This window comes from Streptomyces sp. NBC_01351, assembly GCF_036237315.1.
Classification (GTDB): Bacteria; Actinomycetota; Actinomycetes; order Streptomycetales; family Streptomycetaceae; genus Streptomyces.
Map to the genome: position 1 here is coordinate 5,333,373 of NZ_CP108356.1, position 13,146 is coordinate 5,346,518.

Sequence of the window (13,146 nt, forward strand, 5' to 3'; positions counted from 1 at the left end):
GCACGCGGGCTCGGCCTAGCCGCGCAGGAGCTCCGCCAGGACGGCGGCGTGGCTGGACCCGGGGTCCTGGACGGCCGTCAGCAGCGTCAGCGGCCCCGCACCGGCAAGCTCGCGCAAGCGGGAAAGCTCCGCCACTGCCCCCGGCTCCGCCAGCTCCGCTTCGTACCTCCGCCGGAACTCCCCGGCGGAGCCGCCCCCGTGGAACCACTTCCGCAGCTCCGTCGACGGGGCCACCGCCTTCGGCCACTCGTCCACCGCCGCCGCCGCCTTCGACAGCCCCCGCGGCCACAGCCGGTCCACGAGCACCCGCACCCCGTCCGCCCCCGGCTCCGGAGCGTCGTACACCCGCCGCAAACGGATCACCGGTGTCACCGCCGTCACCGCCCGCCTCCCAGTCCCTTGACCTCGTCCCAGATCGCCGGGTCCAGCACCCCCACCCGCCCGCGGAACTCCCACAGCGACACCTCCTCCGGCCGGTCCGCCTCCAGGAAGCTCACCCGGCCCTGCGCCCCCACCGTCCCCGGCGGCAGCGGGATCACCCCGGCCCGCCGGTCGTCGTACTTCCCGGTGATCCACGCGACCCGCGCCCGGTGGCCCCGTACCGACTCCACCGCCAGGACCAGGCACGTACGCCCGTCCGTCAGGCCCCACAGCTCGCCCGACCGCGGCCGCGGCGGCGGACCCGGGCCGTGCGCCGGGGGAGACCGGCGGGGGAGGCCCAGCCGGCGCCCGGCGACCAGCACCAGCAGCGCCACGGCCACGACCGCGGCCACCGCGGGCCACCAGGACGTGTCCATGCTTCGACCGTAGCCGCGTCACACCCACCCGGCACGGCAGCACACGGCAGCACACGGCAGCACACGGCGGCGCGATGGCAACGCCCGTGCCCCCCGTCGCTCCCCCGAGTGACAGCGCAGGTGATTCCCCCCACAACGGCCTGCCGCGGAGGAGCGACCGGAGGTTTCGCGCCTTACGCTCGACCCACGCACGGCCCGCATTCCGTCCACGGACCGTCCTCGGAGGTTCACGCTCCATGAAGCTCACCGTCGTCGGCTGTTCGGGGTCGTTCCCGTCCGCGGAATCGGCCTGTTCGAGCTACCTCGTAGAGGCCGACGGCTTCCGGCTGCTCCTCGACATGGGCAACGGCGCCCTCGGCGAGCTCCAGCGCCACTGCGGCCTCTACGACCTCGACGCGATCTTCCTGAGCCATCTGCACGCCGACCACTGCATCGACATGTGCGCGTACTTCGTCGCCCGCTTCTACCGGCACGAGGGCGGCCGCTGCGGCACGATCCCCGTCTACGGCCCCGAGGGCACCGAGAAGCGCCTGACGACCGCGTACGACGACGTCCCCGACGAGCGCTCGATGAGCGAGGTCTTCGACTTCCGCACCCTGAAGTCCGGCACCTTCGAGATCGGCCCCTTCCAGATCCGCACCGAGCGGGTGAGCCACCCCGTGGAGGCGTACGGGATCCGCGTCGAGCACGGCGGCCGCTCGCTGACGTACTCCGGGGACACCGGCGCCTGCCCCGAGCTGGCCCAGCTCGTCGAGGGCACCGACCTCTTCCTGTGCGAGGCCTCCTTCACCCACGGCAAGGAGGACATCCCGGACCTCCACCTCAACGGCCGGGAGGCCGGCGAGTACGCGCGCGGGGGCGGGGTCGGACGGCTCGTCCTCACCCACATCCCGCCGTGGACGGACGCCCAGCAGAACCTCACCGACGCCCGCGCGGTCTTCGACGGCCAGGTGGACCTGGCGTACTCGGGCGCGGTGTACGAGGTCTGAGGTACCCGGTACTTGTGTACGACGAAGCCCCCGCACTCCCTTCCGGGAGAGCGGGGGCTTCGTCGTACAGGAGGCGGGGAAGCCGGGGAGGCCTACTTGGCCTCGGCCTTCGCCAGCTCGGCGAGCTCCTCGTCGGACTCGCGGCCCGGCGTCGGGAGGTTGAACTTCGTGATCGCGAAGCGGAAGACGACGTAGTAGACCACCGCGAAGCAGAGGCCGATGCCGGCCAGGCCCCACGGGTTGTCGGCGATGCCCAGGTTCAGCAGGAAGTCGACCGCACCGGCGGAGAAGCCGAAGCCGTCCCGCATGCCCAGGGCCCAGGTCAGCGCCATGGAGACACCGGTGAGGACCGCGTGGATCGCGTAGAGCACCGGGGCGATGAACATGAAGGTGAACTCGATCGGCTCGGTCACACCGGTCACGAAGGCGGTGAGCGCGAGGGAGAACATCATGCCGCCGACGACCTTGCGGCGCTCGGGGCGGGCGCAGTGGACGATCGCGAGGCAGGCCGCCGGGAGGGCGAACATCATGATCGGGAAGAAGCCGGTCATGAACTGTCCGGCGGTCGGGTCACCGGCGAGGAAGCGGCCGATGTCACCGTGGACGGCACCGGTCGGGGTATCGAAGGAACCGGCCTGGAACCACGGGAAGGAGTTCAGCAGGTGGTGCATGCCGATCGGGATCAGCGCACGGTTGGCGACACCGAAGAGACCCGCGCCGACCGCGCCGGAGCCGGTCAGCCACGTACCGAAGCTGTGCAGACCGGAGCCGAGGACCGGCCAGATGAGACCGAAGACGATACCGGCGACCAGACCGGCGAAGGCGGAGAGGATCGGAACCAGGCGGCGGCCACCGAAGAAGCCCGCCCAGTCCGGCAGCTTGGTCCGGTAGAACTTCTGGTAGAGCAGGGCCGTGATGACACCCATCACGACGCCGCCGAGAACACCGGCGTTGACCGGGGCGTCGACCTCGACGATCTTGCCGCCGACGACCTTGGCCACCTTCGGCAGGTTGCTGTCGGTGAAGGTGGCGAGCACCTTCTGGAAGACCAGGTAACCGGTGACGGCGGCCAGCGCGGTGGAACCGTCCGACTTCTTCGCGAAGCCGATCGCGATGCCGACGGCGAACAGCAGCGCCATGTTGTCGAGGATCGCGCCACCGCCGGCGGCCATGTAGCCGGCGATCTTGTTCACGAAGGTCGGGAAGGACTCCCTCCCGAGCATGTCGGCCGCGCCGAGGCGGAGCAGGAGCGCGCCGGCAGGCAGCACGGCAACGGGGAGCATGAGGCTCCGGCCGATGCGCTGCATGACGGCCATCACGCCAGCGCCCTTCTTCTTTTCCGCAGCGGTCGCTGTGGACATGTGGTTCCTCCATTGGGCAAGGCGGCGCCAGGGCACAGAGAAGGGGGGATGGCGACGTCTCGAAAAGGTGGCTCCAGGGGGCTGAACGCCCCGCGTGGTCTACACCAATTGGTGGTGTAGACCAGTTGTAGCACGGTGAGGGATAGATAAGGAACCTTCGATTTCCTGTGGTCTACACCACACCTGCCCAGGAGGTGCCCCACACCTGGACCGTCGGGCCACCGGACATGGCGAAGGCCCCCGGAACCAGAGGTCCGAGGGCCTTCGCGGCGGGCCGAAGGGCTCGCTTGGGGCTGTGCCTGCGCTGCGACTATGCCTACGCCTTCGTGTTCTCCGCCTGCATCGCCTCGATCTCCTCGTCCGACTCCCGGCCGGGAGTCGGGATGTCGAACTTCGTGATCGCGAAGCGGAAGACCGCGTAGTAGACGACCGCGAAGGCCAGGCCGATCGGAATGATCAGCCAGGGCTTCGTCGCCAGGCTCCAGTTGATGCCGTAGTCGATCAGGCCGGCCGAGAAGCTGAAACCGTCCTTCACGCCCAGCGCCCACGTCACCGCCATGGACACACCGGTCAGCACCGCGTGGATCGCGTAGAGCAGCGGCGCCACGAAGAGGAAGGAGTACTCCAGCGGCTCCGTGATGCCCGTGACGAACGAGGTCAGGCCCACCGACAGCATCAGGCCTCCGACCTCCTTGCGCCGCTGCGGCTTCGCGCAGTGCGCGATGGCGAGGGCCGCGGCGGGGAGCGCGAACATCATGATGGGGAAGAACCCGGTGAGGAACTGCCCGGCGTTCGGGTCGCCCGCCAGGAACATCGGGATGTCACCGTGCACCGTCTGCCCGTCCGGCTTGGTGTAGCTGCCGAACTGGAACCACACCGGCACGTTCAGGAACTGGTGCAGGCCGATCACCAGCAGCGCGCGGTTCGCGATGCCGAAGATGCCCGCGCCCCAGGCACCCAGGCCCACCAGCCAGTCGGAGAAGCTCTCCAGCCCGCTGCCGATCGGTGGCCAGATCCACAGGCACAGCACGGCGAAGGCGATCGCGACGAAGGTCATGATGATCGGGACCAGCCGGCGGCCGTTGAAGAAGCCCAGCCAGTCGACCAGCTTGACCCGGTGGTAGCGCTGCCAGAACCAGGCGGCCAGCAGGCCCATGATGATGCCGCCGAAGACCCCCGGATTCTGGAAGGTGTACTCCGCGAAGGTCTCGTCCGGCCCCAGGCAACCGCCCCCGATGTCCCTGGTCCCCTCGGGGCAGCCCTCGGGGAAGGCCCGCAGCACGCCGTGGTACACCAGGAAGCCCACCGCCGCGGCGAGGGCCGTCGAACCATCGGCCTTCTTGGCCATGCCGATCGCGACGCCGATGCAGAAGAGGAGCGGCAGCCCGAGGTCGGCGTTGAGCAGGGAGCCGCCCGCGCTGGCCATCACCTTGGCCACGTTCGTCCAGCCCAGACCGTCGGAGCCGAAGACGTCCGGCTGCCCCAGCCGGTTCAGGATGCCCGCCGCCGGCAGCACGGCGATCGGCAGCTGAAGACTCCGCCCCATCTTCTGCAGCCCCTGGAACAACCCGTTCCACCACTTCGGTTGTGGCGCTGCTGCGGCGCTGCTCGCGCTCATCCGCGTCCTCCCTGACCGGCCCGTTTTTGGCTGTCGCGGCACGTGCGGCACACTGGTGTAGACCAGTTGTGGGCAGGTTGCTGCTGATCATCATCATTCGGCAGATAACGGGCATGCGCTCGCGAAGTTGGGCCAACCGTGCGTTACCGTGACACGGCGGAACGCGCTGGTGGTACCCGTCCACTGGACGCCGAGACTCGTTCTTCGTATCACTCAGGGAGAAACACATGGCCACCAAGGCTGAGAAGATCGTCGCCGGGCTCGGCGGCATCGAGAACATCGAAGAAGTCGAAGGCTGCATCACCCGCCTCCGCACCGAGGTCATCGACCCGAGCAAGGTCGACGAAGCCGCCCTCAAGGCCGCCGGCGCCCACGGCGTCGTCAAGATGGGCACCGCGATCCAGGTCGTCATCGGCACCGACGCCGACCCGATCGCCGCCGACATCGAAGACATGATGTGATCCAGCCCCACTGAGGCGGCCTGACGCCTTCGAAGACCCCGTACCGGACGCACCCGTACGGGGTCTTTTTGATTCTGCGCAGGGACTAGGCTCGGCAGCATGTCTCGCATTGACGGCCGTACGCCCGAACAGCTCCGCCCGGTCACCATCGAACGCGGATGGAGCAAGCACGCCGAGGGCTCCGTCCTCATCTCCTTCGGAGACACCAAGGTCTTCTGCACCGCCTCCTTCACCGAAGGGGTCCCGCGCTGGCGCAAGGGCAGCGGCGAAGGCTGGGTCACCTCCGAGTACTCGATGCTGCCCCGCTCCACCAACACCCGCGGCGACCGCGAATCCGTCCGCGGCAAGATCGGCGGCCGCACCCACGAGATCTCCCGCCTCATCGGCCGCTCGCTGCGCGCCGTGATCGACTACAAGGCCCTCGGCGAGAACACCATCGTCCTCGACTGCGACGTCCTCCAGGCCGACGGCGGCACCCGCACCGCAGCCATCACCGGCGCCTACGTCGCCCTCGCCGACGCCATCGCCTGGGGCCAGAAGAAGAAGCTCATCAAGGCCGGCCGCAAGCCCCTCACCGACACCGTCGCCGCCGTCAGCGTCGGCATCGTCGACGGCGTCCCGCTCCTCGACATCTGCTACGAGGAAGACGTGCGCGCCGAGACCGACATGAACGTGGTCTGCACCGGCGACGGCCGCTTCGTCGAGGTCCAGGGCACGGCGGAGGGCGAGCCCTTCGACCGCAAGGAACTCAACGCCCTCCTGGACCTCGCCGCCGGCGGCTGCGCGGACCTCCAGGCCATCCAGCGCAGCGCGCTGGAACTGTAGGCGCCCGGTTCGGCGTCTGGCAGGGTACGGGCGCACGGTGTCAAAGCCGCGCGCCCGTCCACGTATCCAAGTCCTTGGGGGACTCGAACATGAAGCTCCGCATAGCCGCCGTGGCCCTGGCCGCCGCCCTCACCGTCCCGGCCCTCGCCTCGTGCGACGCGATCTCCACGGCGATGGACTGCGCGAACACGGCGGTCGCCATCACGGAAGGCGTGACCGACCTCTCCGAGGCGGTCTCCAACGCGGGCAACAGCCCGCAGGACGCCCAGAACGCGCTCAACCAGATCGACGCCAACCTGAAGAAGATCGGCGACCAGACGGACAACACCGACCTGGGCAAGGCCATCGACTCCATGAACGCGGCGGTCAAGAACGTCCGCACCGCCATCGAACAGGGCGACACCACCCCGGACATCCAGCCGGTCGCCGACGCCGCCTCCGAACTCTCGAAGGTCTGCACCCCCGGATAATGGGCGCATGACCTCGACGCCCACGAAGCCTTCGACGCCCAGCCGCCTGATCCTGGCCACCCGCAACGCGGGCAAAGTCTCCGAACTCCACGCCATCCTGTCCGACGCCGGCCTGCCGCACGAGCTGGTCGGCGCGGACGCGTACCCGGAGATCCCCGACGTCAAGGAAACCGGCGTCACCTTCGCGGAGAACGCCCTCCTCAAGGCCCACGCCCTGGCCCAGGCCACCGGCCTGCCGGCGGTCGCCGACGACTCGGGCCTCTGTGTGGACGTCCTGAACGGCGCCCCCGGCATCTTCTCCGCCCGCTGGGCCGGCCGCCACGGCGACGACGAGGCGAACCTCCGTCTGCTCCTGGCCCAACTCGGGGACATCGACGACACCCACCGCGGCGCCCACTTCTTCTGCGCGGCGGCCCTGGCCCTCCCGGACGGAACGGAGCGCGTGGTCGAAGGCCGCCTCCTGGGCACCCTCCGCCATGATCCCTCCGGGACGGGCGGCTTCGGCTACGACCCGATCCTCCAGCCGCTGGGGGAGTCCCGGACGTGCGCGGAGATGACGGCGGCGGAGAAGAACGCGATCTCCCACCGGGGGCAGGCGTTCAGGGCGCTGGTGCCGGTGGTGCGGGAGCTGCTGGGCTGACGCCGCCCTGATACGCCGAAGGCCCCGTGCGCGACATCTGCATACGGGGCCTTCGACATGACGTGCGGTTGGGGGGACTCGAACCCCCACGGGGTATTACCCCATTTGGACCTAAACCAAACGTGACTGCCAATTCCACCACAACCGCGACATGTTACCCAATTCGGACATTGCGCCCGGTTGGGTCGCACTCAGTCTACTGGGCGGCCGGGGTGGGCGGCAGGTTTGGGGGGATGCTTCCGGCGTGACGCGTCCATCCGAGACGGTTGGGGTATGGATGGCTGCCAGGAAGGGGGTTCAGATGCCCAGGTCCTTGATGATCTTGGCTACGTGGCCCGTGGCCTTGACGTTGTAGAAGGCGTGTTCCACCTTTCCCTCCTCGTCCACGACCACCGTCGAGCGGATGACACCCGTCACCGTCTTGCCGTACAGCTTCTTCTCGCCGAACGCGCCGTAGGCGGTCAGGGTCTCCTTCTCCGGGTCGCTGACCAGGGTGACCTTCAGGTGTTCCTTCTCGCGGAACTTCGCGAGCTTCTCCGGCTTGTCCGGGGACACGCCGATGACGTCGTAGCCGGCCGTGGCCAGGACGTCCAGGTTGTCCGTGAAGTCGCAGGCCTGCTTGGTGCAGCCCGGCGTCAGCGCGGTCGGGTAGAAGTACACGATCACCTTGCGGCCCTTGTGGTCGGCGAGCGAGACCTCGTTGCCGTCCGCGTCGGGCAGGGTGAAGGCGGGGGCGGTGTCGCCCGGCTGCAGTCGCTCGCTCATCTGAATCTCCTCGGGTGGAACGCCCGGCTCAAGCCGGAGGGGGAAACGCATATCGGGCTCGAAGACGCGTTGTGGTGGGGTGCCGCTAGGTGATGGTATGACCTGCGCTTGTGTTCGGATCGTGACCGCCCCTAGCGTCCGGGGTGTGGGGACTTCTTCTTCCGTGAAGCGGGCTTTCAAGTACCGCTTCTATCCGACCGATGTACAGGCGGCAGAGCTGTCGCGCACGTTTGGGTGTGTGCGGAAGGTGTACAACCTGGCTCTGGCCGTCCGTTCCGAGGCGTGGACGAAGCGCAAGGAGCAGGTGGGCTACGGGCAGACCTCGGCGATGCTCACTATCTGGAAGAAGACCGAGGAACTGGCCTATCTGGCTGAGGTGTCGTCTGTTCCCTTGCAGCAGGCGCTTCGTCATGTGCAGGCAGCGTTCGTCGGGTTCTGGGGGAAGCGGGCGCGGTATCCCCGCTTCAAATCGAAGCGGAAGTCCCGGGCGAGTGCCGAGTACACCCGCAGTGCGTTCCGCTACACCGACGGTCGGCTTGTGCTCGCGAAGATGGCGGAGCCTCTGGACATCGTGTGGTCGCGCCCCTTGCCCCTGGGAGTGGAGCCGTCCACTGTCACGGTGTCCCGTGACAGTGCCGGGCGCTGGTTCGTGTCGCTGCTGTGCGAGGACACGCCCAAGCTCGTGTCGGCCAGTATGAACGCCGTCGGTATCGATGTTGGGCTGACGGCGTGGATCACCTTGTCCAACGGGGAGAAGGTCGCCAACCCGAGGTGTGAGCGCAAGGACCGGGAGCGCTTGGCCCGTGCACAGCGAGTGCTGTCGCGGAAGGAGAAGGGCAGCAAGAACCGGGCCAAGGCCCGGATCCGGGTGGCCAGGATCTATGCCCAGATCGCCGACCGCCGCCAGGACCACCTGCACAAGCTGACGACTCGACTCGTGCGCGAAAACCAAACGCTCGTGATCGAGGACTTGACCGTCCGCAACATGCTGAAGAACCACAAGCTCGCCCGCGTCATCAGCGACGCGGCCTGGCGCGAGCTCCGGTTGATGCTGGAGTACAAAACGGCTTGGTACGGGCGAGAGCTGATCACCGTGGACAGGTGGTTCCCCAGCTCCAAGCTGTGCTCGGCATGTGGGGTGATCGCCGAGGCGATGCCCCTGAGCGTCCGCGAGTGGACGTGTGAGAGCTGCGGGACGACCCACGACCGGGACGAGAACGCAGCGATCAATCTTCTGGCCGCCGGGCTGGCGGTTACTGCCTGTGGAGCGGGTGTAAGACCTGAACGGGAGTCCTCCTCTCGGTCGAGGCCGTCCGCGGCGAAGCAGGAAGCCCCACACGTGAGGGTGGGAACCCTCTCGCTTTAGGCAGGGGAGAAGCCAAGCCACGAGACTAAGCTGACAGTCTGCGCATAGGGCACTACACCCCATGCGGGACACGATCACGACGAAGACGACGGAGGCGCGCGGTGCCGGAAGCCAGGACCCCCGCACAGATCGAGGCGGACATCGTCCGCCGCCGCGAGCAGCTCGCCGAGACGCTCGACGAGATCGGTGTGCGGATGCACCCGAAGACGATCATCGGGGACGCGAAGGCCCGGGTGGTCGGAGCCGTTGATCACACCGCCGGGCGGGCCTTCGCCGCCGTGAACCGGTGCGTGACCGACGTGCAGGCCGGGCTGCGCCACGAGGACGGGGCCCCGCGGTTCGAGCGGGTCGTGCCGGTCGCGCTGGTCGCGGTGGGTCTGGTCGGGCTGCTCGTGGTGTCGGCGCGCCGTCGGCGGGGATGACCCTCCGGAGTACAGGGGCCGCGCGGGCAGGTAAGTTCGAGGCGTGAGCGAGAACACCACCCACGACAAGCTGCCCATCCGCATGCTGCACGACCGCGTGCTCGTGAAGTCCGACCTGCCGGAGGGCGAGCGCCGCTCGGGCGGCGGGATCCTGATTCCGGCGACGGCCGCGGTGGGCAAGCGGCTGGCCTGGGCCGAGGTGGTCGCGGTCGGGCAGAACGTGCGGTCCGTCGAGCCGGGCGACCGGGTGCTGTACGACCCCGAGGACCGGGCCGAGGTCGAGGTGCGGGGGGCGACGTACGTGCTGATGCGTGAGCGGGACCTGCACGCGGTGGCCGCGGAGCGGCTGGAGGGGTCGAAGGACTCCACCGGGTTGTACCTGTAGAAACCTCGGGAAAGGGCTGGTGGCCCAGGTCACCGGCCCTTTTTGCTGCCCTCTGCCCGCCTTTTGCTACGGTGGAGGAGAACCCCGACGAGACGCGCCGTACCGGGTTGACGACAAGACGACGCACCCCGTATCGCTCGATGTCTCGTTGCTCGGAGGTGCCGTCATGGCATGGGTTCTTCTTCTCGTCGCCGGTCTGCTCGAAGTCGGCTGGTCGATCGGCATGAAGTTCACCGAAGGTTTCACCCGGCTGTGGCCCAGTGTGTTCACGGGTGCCGGGATCGTCGCCAGCATGGTGCTGCTGTCGTACGCGGCCAAGACCCTGCCCATCGGTACGGCGTACGGCGTGTGGGTGGGCATCGGTGCCGCCGGAGCGGCGGTGCTCGGTATGGCGGTGCTGGGTGAGCCCGTCACCGCCGCCCGGATCTTCTTCATCTGTCTGCTGCTGGTGGCCGTGGTGGGGCTGAAGGCGACCTCCGGGCACTAGTCGCCAGTCACTTCATTCGAGGAACGCGGACGGTGGGCGCAGGCCCGCCGCTCCCGCGTCCGCCCCGGCGGCGGCGCCCGCGTCCGTGCCCTGTGTCGTGCCGCCCTGGGTGCCCGTGGTGGTGCCGCCCTCGGTGCCCTCGGTGGTGCCGCCGTTGTTCTGGCCGCCGTTGGTTTGGCCTCCTTGGGTCTGGCCCCCTTGGGTCTGGCCGCCGTTGTTCTGGCCCCCCTGGTTCTGGCCGCCGTTGTTCTGTCCGCCCTGGTTTTGTCCGCCGGTCGGGTTCGGCCGGGTCGGGCGGCCGGGGCGGGTGGGGGTGGGTTCGCCGGAGGGCGTTTCCTCCGGCGGGGTCTCCTCGAAGCTGGGGGAGGGCGGGGGCTGGGCCGCGCCCGGCTGGAGTTCGAGGTCGAAGTCCACGGGGTCGGTGCCCTCCAGGGCCGTCTTCGTGTACGCGGCCCAGATGCGGGCCGGGTAGCCGCCTCCGCCGATGCGGGCCTCGCCGAGGGCCCCGTACAGGGACTGGAGGGTTCCGGTGTCGGGGTCCTGGCCCATCATCGAGACCACCGTGACCAGGTCCGGGGTGTACGCCGCGAACCAGGCCGAGCGGTCCAGTTCGCCGGTGCCGGTCTTGCCGGCGGCCGGGTGGCCGGCGGCGAGGGCGGCCGTGCCGGTGCCGTTGTCGACGACGCTGACCAGCATGGAGGTGGTGGTGTCGGCGGCCTCGCGGGTGACGGCCTGGGTCGGGGAGCGGTCCGGGAGGCCGATGGTGTCGTCCTCCTTGGTGATCTTCTCCAGGAAGGTGTACGGGGTGCGGCGGCCGTGGTCCGCGAGGGTCGCGTACGCCTGGGTCATGTCGAGGACGCTGGCCTGCAGCGTGCCCAGTGCCATGGCCGGGCCGGGGACGAAGTTCGGGGTGTTCTCGGGGATGCCGAGGTCGACGGCGGTCTTCTTGACCTTCGCCGTGCCGACGTCGACGACCATCTGGGCGAAGACGGCGTTGACGGAGAGGTCGGTGGCGGTGTTGACGGTGATGTTGCCGTAGGAGACCTGGCCCTCGTTCTCGGGGGCGTAGGGGATCCGGGTGCCGACGACGCGGCGCTTGTTGTCGCCGTTGTAGACGGTGTTCGGGGTGATGCGGCGGCCGTCCTGGGTGCGGGAGTCGTTCTCGACGGCGGCCGCGAAGACGAACGGCTTGAAGGTGGAGGCGACCTGGTAGTCGTGGCGGGTCGCGTTGTTCACGTACTGCTTGGTGTAGTCGATGCCGCCGTACATGGCGACGACCTTGCCGGTGGCGGGGTCGATGGAGACGCCTCCGGCGCGTACGAGGCGGTCGGCCTTGCGGGCTTCCGGGTCGAGCTTGCTGACGAGCTGGGCGTTGACGGCGTCGACGAACGCGCTCTGGCGGCGCTTGTCGATGGTGGTGGTGATCCGGTAGCCGCCTTCGGCGAGGGTCTTCTCGTCGAGGATCTTGTTCTCGGCGATGTAGTCCTTGATGGCTTCGACGAGGTAGCCGCGCTGCCCGGACAGTCCGGCGGCGGGGCGGACCTTGCCGGGTTCGGGGAACTGGGTGGTCGCGCGCTCGGCGGCCGGCATCCAGTTCTTCTTGACCATGCCGTCGAGCACGTAGTTCCAGCGGGCGAGGGCGCGGCCGCGGCTCTGGGGGTGGGAGACGACGTCGAAGGCGCTGGGGGAGTTGAGGAGGGTGGCGAGGTAGGCGCCCTCGGCGGTGGTGAGTTTGCCGACGTCCTTGCCGTAGTAGGCCTGGGAGGCGGCCTGGATGCCGTAGGCGTTGCGGCCGAAGTAACTGGTGTTCAGGTAGCCCTCGAGGATGTAGTTCTTCGACTTCTCGCGACCGAGTTTGATCGCGATGAAGAACTCATTGACCTTGCGTTTGATCGTCTGTTCCTGGCCCAAGTAGTAGTTCTTGACGTACTGCTGGGTGATGGTCGAGCCGGACTGGGTGCCCTTGCCGGTGGCCGTGTTCCAGGCGGCGCGGAGCATGGCCTTGGGGTCCACCGCCCGCTCGGAGTGGAAGTCCCGGTCCTCGGCGGCGAGTACGGCTTCCTGGACGGTCCGGGGGATCTGGGAGAGCGGCACGTTGACGCGGTTGACCTCGCCGTCGCGGGCGAGCTGGGAGCCGTCGGAGTAGAGGTAGACGTTGGACTGCGCGGTGGCGGCGGCGTTGGCCGGGGGGATGTCGACGAGCAGGTAGCCGGCGACGAGGGCGCCGCCGAGCAGCAGGGCGAGGAGGAGTACGCCGCCCAGCACCATCCGCCAGGTGGGGACGAGGCGCCGCCAGCCGGTGCGCCTGCGGCGGGGCCTCTTGCCGGGCTTGGGGGGCTTGCCGGGCTTGCTCGGCTTCTGCGCCCTCGCCGGCGGCGGCGGTTGCTGCTGTCCGTCGGGCGAGTCCGGGTCGCGAGGGGTCCAGCCGGGGGGTGGTGACTGGTCGCTCATCTCCAGGAACTCCTCGACGCCGTGCGAAATATCCACTTCTGTACCTCATGGTGTCTACCCGATGGCCGGTGATTCCGCTCCGGACGGGCGTAAATCGGTCGCGTGGATC

Annotated in this window: 15 protein-coding genes, 1 tRNA gene and 1 riboswitch; of the genes, 9 read left to right on the plus strand and 7 right to left on the minus strand. The window is 68.8% G+C overall.

Annotated elements, in window-relative coordinates; genetic code table 11:
• Nucleotides 1-15: 15 nt before the first annotated feature.
• Nucleotides 16-381: a DUF488 domain-containing protein gene (locus OG625_RS24540; RefSeq protein ID WP_329385018.1), complete on the minus strand. Its 366-nt coding sequence runs from the start codon at nt 379-381 to the stop codon at nt 16-18.
• Nucleotides 378-797 (minus strand): hypothetical protein, encoded by a 420-nt coding sequence (locus OG625_RS24545; protein WP_329385020.1) that lies wholly within the window; start codon nt 795-797, stop codon nt 378-380. Before OG625_RS24545 ends, OG625_RS24540 begins: the two co-directional genes overlap by 4 nt.
• 236 nt (nt 798-1,033) lie before the next feature.
• On the opposite strand from OG625_RS24545, the gene OG625_RS24550 reads away from it, so the two are divergent.
• Nucleotides 1,034-1,786 (plus strand): MBL fold metallo-hydrolase, encoded by a 753-nt coding sequence (locus OG625_RS24550; protein ID WP_329385022.1) that lies wholly within the window; start codon nt 1,034-1,036, stop codon nt 1,784-1,786.
• A gap of 92 nt (nt 1,787-1,878) precedes the next feature.
• Here the strand turns inward: OG625_RS24550 and OG625_RS24555 are convergent, their stop codons facing one another.
• Together OG625_RS24555 and OG625_RS24560 are read right to left on the minus strand one after the other, a co-directional pair.
• Nucleotides 1,879-3,147, minus strand: a complete 1,269-nt coding sequence (locus OG625_RS24555) for a PTS transporter subunit EIIC (protein WP_329385024.1) — start codon at nt 3,145-3,147, stop codon at nt 1,879-1,881.
• A gap of 316 nt (nt 3,148-3,463) precedes the next feature.
• Entirely contained in the window at nt 3,464-4,765 is a 1,302-nt protein-coding gene (locus OG625_RS24560; RefSeq protein WP_329385026.1) for a PTS transporter subunit EIIC, read from the minus strand.
• Nucleotides 4,766-4,992: 227 nt separating this feature from the next.
• On the opposite strand from OG625_RS24560, the gene OG625_RS24565 reads away from it, so the two are divergent.
• The 4 genes from OG625_RS24565 to rdgB all read left to right on the plus strand — a co-directional run bounded on the left by OG625_RS24565 (nt 4,993) and on the right by rdgB (nt 7,161).
• Nucleotides 4,993-5,226 (plus strand): glucose PTS transporter subunit EIIB, encoded by a 234-nt coding sequence (locus tag OG625_RS24565; protein WP_112449866.1) that lies wholly within the window; start codon nt 4,993-4,995, stop codon nt 5,224-5,226.
• 99 nt (nt 5,227-5,325) lie between these two features.
• Nucleotides 5,326-6,051, plus strand: coding sequence for a ribonuclease PH (rph, locus tag OG625_RS24570; protein ID WP_329385028.1), 726 nt, complete (start codon nt 5,326-5,328; stop codon nt 6,049-6,051).
• A gap of 89 nt (nt 6,052-6,140) precedes the next feature.
• Nucleotides 6,141-6,521: a hypothetical protein gene (locus OG625_RS24575; RefSeq protein WP_329385030.1), complete on the plus strand. Its 381-nt coding sequence runs from the start codon at nt 6,141-6,143 to the stop codon at nt 6,519-6,521.
• Nucleotides 6,522-6,528: 7 nt separating this feature from the next.
• Nucleotides 6,529-7,161 (plus strand): RdgB/HAM1 family non-canonical purine NTP pyrophosphatase, encoded by a 633-nt coding sequence (rdgB, locus tag OG625_RS24580; protein WP_329385032.1) that lies wholly within the window; start codon nt 6,529-6,531, stop codon nt 7,159-7,161.
• 63 nt (nt 7,162-7,224) lie between these two features.
• On the opposite strand, the gene OG625_RS24585 is transcribed toward rdgB, so the two are convergent.
• Nucleotides 7,225-7,309 (minus strand) — tRNA-Leu (locus OG625_RS24585).
• A gap of 149 nt (nt 7,310-7,458) precedes the next feature.
• The gene (gene bcp / locus OG625_RS24590) at nt 7,459-7,926 is read right to left on the minus strand and encodes a thioredoxin-dependent thiol peroxidase (RefSeq protein ID WP_329385034.1); all 468 of its coding nucleotides are present in this window, start codon (nt 7,924-7,926) and stop codon (nt 7,459-7,461) included.
• 97 nt (nt 7,927-8,023) lie between these two features.
• On the opposite strand from bcp, the gene OG625_RS24595 reads away from it, so the two are divergent.
• The 4 genes from OG625_RS24595 (at nt 8,024) to OG625_RS24610 (ending at nt 10,586) form a co-directional block, all read left to right on the plus strand.
• Complete coding sequence (locus OG625_RS24595) at nt 8,024-9,292, plus strand: RNA-guided endonuclease InsQ/TnpB family protein (protein WP_443067765.1); 1,269 nt, start codon at nt 8,024-8,026, stop codon at nt 9,290-9,292.
• A gap of 101 nt (nt 9,293-9,393) precedes the next feature.
• Nucleotides 9,394-9,714 carry a DUF3618 domain-containing protein gene (locus OG625_RS24600; RefSeq protein WP_329385037.1) on the plus strand — a complete coding sequence of 107 codons (321 nt, stop codon included), beginning with the start codon at nt 9,394-9,396 and terminating at the stop codon, nt 9,712-9,714.
• Nucleotides 9,715-9,757: 43 nt separating this feature from the next.
• Nucleotides 9,758-10,099, plus strand: a complete 342-nt coding sequence (locus tag OG625_RS24605) for a GroES family chaperonin (protein WP_030239046.1) — start codon at nt 9,758-9,760, stop codon at nt 10,097-10,099.
• A 55-nt stretch (nt 10,100-10,154) separates the two neighbouring features.
• A riboswitch (guanidine-III (ykkC-III) riboswitch) is annotated at nt 10,155-10,227 on the plus strand.
• Nucleotides 10,228-10,265: 38 nt separating this feature from the next.
• Nucleotides 10,266-10,586: a DMT family transporter gene (locus OG625_RS24610; protein WP_030158619.1), complete on the plus strand. Its 321-nt coding sequence runs from the start codon at nt 10,266-10,268 to the stop codon at nt 10,584-10,586.
• A 12-nt stretch (nt 10,587-10,598) separates the two neighbouring features.
• Here the strand turns inward: OG625_RS24610 and OG625_RS24615 are convergent, their stop codons facing one another.
• Complete coding sequence (locus OG625_RS24615) at nt 10,599-13,037, minus strand: transglycosylase domain-containing protein (protein WP_443067905.1); 2,439 nt, start codon at nt 13,035-13,037, stop codon at nt 10,599-10,601.
• Between the last annotated feature and the right edge of the window lie 109 nt (nt 13,038-13,146).